The organism is Haladaptatus sp., assembly GCF_049589095.1.
In the GTDB taxonomy this organism is placed as follows: Archaea; Halobacteriota; Halobacteria; order Halobacteriales; family Haladaptataceae; genus Haladaptatus.
The window spans coordinates 1-3,190 of sequence record NZ_JBAWAC010000402.1 but is presented as its reverse complement, the minus strand read 5'-3'; the positions used below and the strand labels follow the sequence as shown (position 1 = coordinate 3,190).

General features: G+C 63.6%; 4 protein-coding genes. 2 read left to right on the top strand and 2 right to left on the bottom strand.

From position 1 onward, the window contains the following. Positions 1 to 548, bottom strand: a 548-nt coding sequence (locus tag WBV42_RS12660) for a PAS domain-containing protein (protein ID WP_423986350.1), incomplete at its 3' end; no start/stop codon positions are given. Positions 549 to 752: 204 nt separating this feature from the next. Between WBV42_RS12660 and mvk the strand changes: the two genes are divergently transcribed. Further along, positions 753 to 1,736, top strand: a complete 984-nt coding sequence (mvk, locus tag WBV42_RS12655) for a mevalonate kinase (RefSeq protein ID WP_423986349.1) — start codon at positions 753 to 755, stop codon at positions 1,734 to 1,736. After that, positions 1,733 to 2,485, top strand: coding sequence for an isopentenyl phosphate kinase (locus tag WBV42_RS12650; protein WP_423986348.1), 753 nt, complete (start codon positions 1,733 to 1,735; stop codon positions 2,483 to 2,485). Before mvk ends, WBV42_RS12650 begins: the two co-directional genes overlap by 4 nt. Positions 2,486 to 2,606: 121 nt before the next feature. Here the strand turns inward: WBV42_RS12650 and nth are convergent. Then, a partial coding sequence (nth, locus tag WBV42_RS12645) for an endonuclease III (protein ID WP_423986347.1) occupies positions 2,607 to 3,190 on the bottom strand: 584 nt, incomplete at its 5' end.

Genomic DNA, 3,190 nt, shown 5'->3' with positions numbered 1-3,190 from the left:
CGAGTTAGCTCCCGGATGGACTGGGAATCCTCCGCGACGTCCGCGGCGGAATCGCGGAGTTCGGCAACCGCGCCTTCGACCTCTTCGGACATCTGTTGTTGCAACCCGCGGACGGCTTCACGCTGTTCGATGAGTTCGGTGACGCGGGTGATGACTTCGACGGCACCGACCGTCTCACCGTCCGGGGTGGTGATCGGAACGGCAAGCGCGCGTCCGTGGATCGTCCCGCCGCTCGCCGTGGGTGCCGTACGAATATCCGACTCTCGGACGACTTGGCCGGTCCGAACCACCGTTTCGGCGAGCGTTTCGTCTTGACCGTCCGTCCCGAACAGTTCGTAGGAGGGCATGCCGACCGCGCGACTCGCGGAGTAGCCCGTCAACTCCTCCGCACCGGAGTTCCAGTAGGTGATGGTTCCGTGCTCGTCCACGACGAACACTGGCTCGGGTAGTCTCGTGACGAGACCTTCGAACGCGTGACGCCAAAACGTACCAGCATCGAGGTCGCCGCCGGGATAGATTTCGTTTCGTACCGATTGTTCAGTTGCCATGGATAGATTATGTGTTCGAACGGATACAACCAATAAGTATATATTTTGGGTCTGATGAAACGCAATCGACTGCGGGGAGATCCGGTTCGAACAGCTTCATTTCGGACGATTGTACGACGAATTTCGAATCCGTCCGGGAACCTGTCCGCCGTGAGCGGACCGGAGTCCGAAAACCCTGTTATCTCCCGGTGCGGAGCCACGAACATGACCGTTTCCAGCGCCCCCGGGAAAGTGTATCTCTTCGGGGAACACGCCGTCGTCTACGGCGAACCTGCCGTCCCGTGTGCCATCGAACGCCGAGCGACAGTGACCGTCGAACTGCGCGATGACGACCGGTTGCGCGTCAACGCCGAGGATTTGAGTCTCGATGGGTTCACCATCGAGTACGGCCGTGGTGCCGACGAGACACCGGACGTGAACGTCTCCGAGTCGCTCGTCCGAGCGGCGACCGGGTACATCGACGCGTCGGTCAAGCAAGTCCGCGACGCGACCGACACGCCGGATGCGGGCTTCGACATCACCGTCGAGAGCGACATCCCGCTCGGTGCGGGACTCGGCTCCTCGGCGGCGGTCACCGTCGCCGCGATCGACGCCGCGACCCGCGAACTGGGCGTGACGCTTTCGAGCGACGAACTCGCGGACCGAGCGTATCAGGCCGAACTCGCGGTACAGGACGGGGAAGCCTCCCGCGCCGACACGTTCTGCTGTGCGACCGGCGGCGCGGTCCGCGTCGAGGGCGACGACTGCCGGAAGATCGACGCACCCGATCTCCCCATCGTCGTCGGCTTCGACGGCGGCGCGGGCGACACCGGAAAACTCGTCGCGGGCGTCCGAGCGCTCCGCGAGGAGTACGACTTCGCGGCGGAGACCGTCGAGAGCATCGGCGACATCGTCCGACAGGGAGAGCAGGTGCTCGCCGACGGCGATATCGAGAAGCTCGGCATGCTCATGAACTTCAACCACGGTCTGCTGGAGGCACTCGGCGTCTCCTCGCGTTCGCTCGACAACATGGTCTGGGCGGCCCGCGACGCGGGCGCGCTCGGTGCGAAACTCACGGGTGCCGGTGGCGGCGGTTGTATCGTCGCACTCGACCCGACGGACGAGACGAAGACGGCGCTCCGGTTCACGCCGGGGTGTGAGGACGCCTTCCGCGCCGAACTCGACACCGAAGGAGTGCGCGTCGAATGAGCCTCACCGTCCTCAAACTCGGCGGGAGCGTCATCACGGACAAGGACCGCCCCGACACGTTGGACGGGGAGATGCTGGACTTCGTCGCGGATGCAGTAGGTGAGAGCAAAAGCGACGGCCAGACGAACGACCTCGTGCTCGTCCACGGCGCTGGGAGTTTCGGCCACCACCACGCGAGCCAACACGGCGTCTCGAAGACGGTCGGCAGCAGCGACGTCGCGGCCGTCATCGACATCCACGGCGCGATGGAAACCCTCGATCAGTTCGTCCTCTCCCGCCTCCACGAACGCGACGTTCCGGCCGTTCCGGTCCACCCGTTCTCCGTCGCGTCCCGCGATTCGGACGCGAACCTCTCGTTGCCGGTCGAGCAAATCGCGACGATGCTCGGCGAAGGATTCGTCCCGGTCCTCTACGGCGACGTCGTGGTTCACGAAGGAAAGGGCGTCACCATCGTCAGCGGCGACGAACTCGTCACGTCCGTCGCGCGCCAACTCGACGCCGACCGCGTCGGGTTCTGTTCGACGGTCCCCGGCGTGCTGGACGAGGACGACGCCGTGATTTCCGAGATTACGTCGTACGACCAAGTCGCGGACGTGCTCGGCGAGAGCGAATCCACCGACGTGACCGGCGGTATGGCCGGGAAGGTGAACGCGCTCCTCGAACTCGGCGCACCCGCTTCGATTTTCGGCCCCGACGACGTGCGCGCGTTTCTGGCCGGAGAGAACCCGGGCACCAAAATCGACGGATAAGAAGGTCGCTGCGACGAGACGGTTCAGCCAGCGAGGTTTCGAAGTCACCCCTCACCGAACAGTATCTTGCAATAGGCGTCAGTACAAAACAGTACTTCCCAGTATCCCCCCTCCTATTCCTTCACGCCCACGATTCGCCGCTGGCGAGGTCGGCCTCGTTGTCGAGTTTCGAGGACGGACAGATGTCCTCCAGAATACAATCCTCACAGTCCGGATTTCGGGCCGTGCAGGTCGCCCGGCCGTGGCTGATGAACAGGTGGGTGAGCCACTGCCAATCTTCCTCGGGGACGAACGTCATCAAGTCCTCCTCGATTTTCTCCGGGGTCTTCTCCTCGGTCAGCCCCAATCGGCGCGAGAGTCGCTGGACGTGGGTGTCCACGACGATGCCTTCGACCACGTCGTGGCCGTGTTGGAGCACGACGTTGGCCGTCTTTCGGCCGACACCCGTGAGGTCGGTCAGTTCGGTCATCGTGTCCGGCACCTCGCCGTCGTGTTCCTCGATGATGGTTTGACAGGCGCTGTTGATCCACTTCGCCTTGTTGTTGTAGTAGGTGATGGAGTTCAAGTCCTCCGCGAGTTCGTCCACGTCGGCGTTCGCGAAGTCCTCCGCCGACGTGTACTTCTCGAAGAGGTGTTCGGTCTCCTTGTTCACGCGCTCGTCGGTGCATTGGGCCGAGAGCATCACGGCGATGAGCAGTTCGAGTC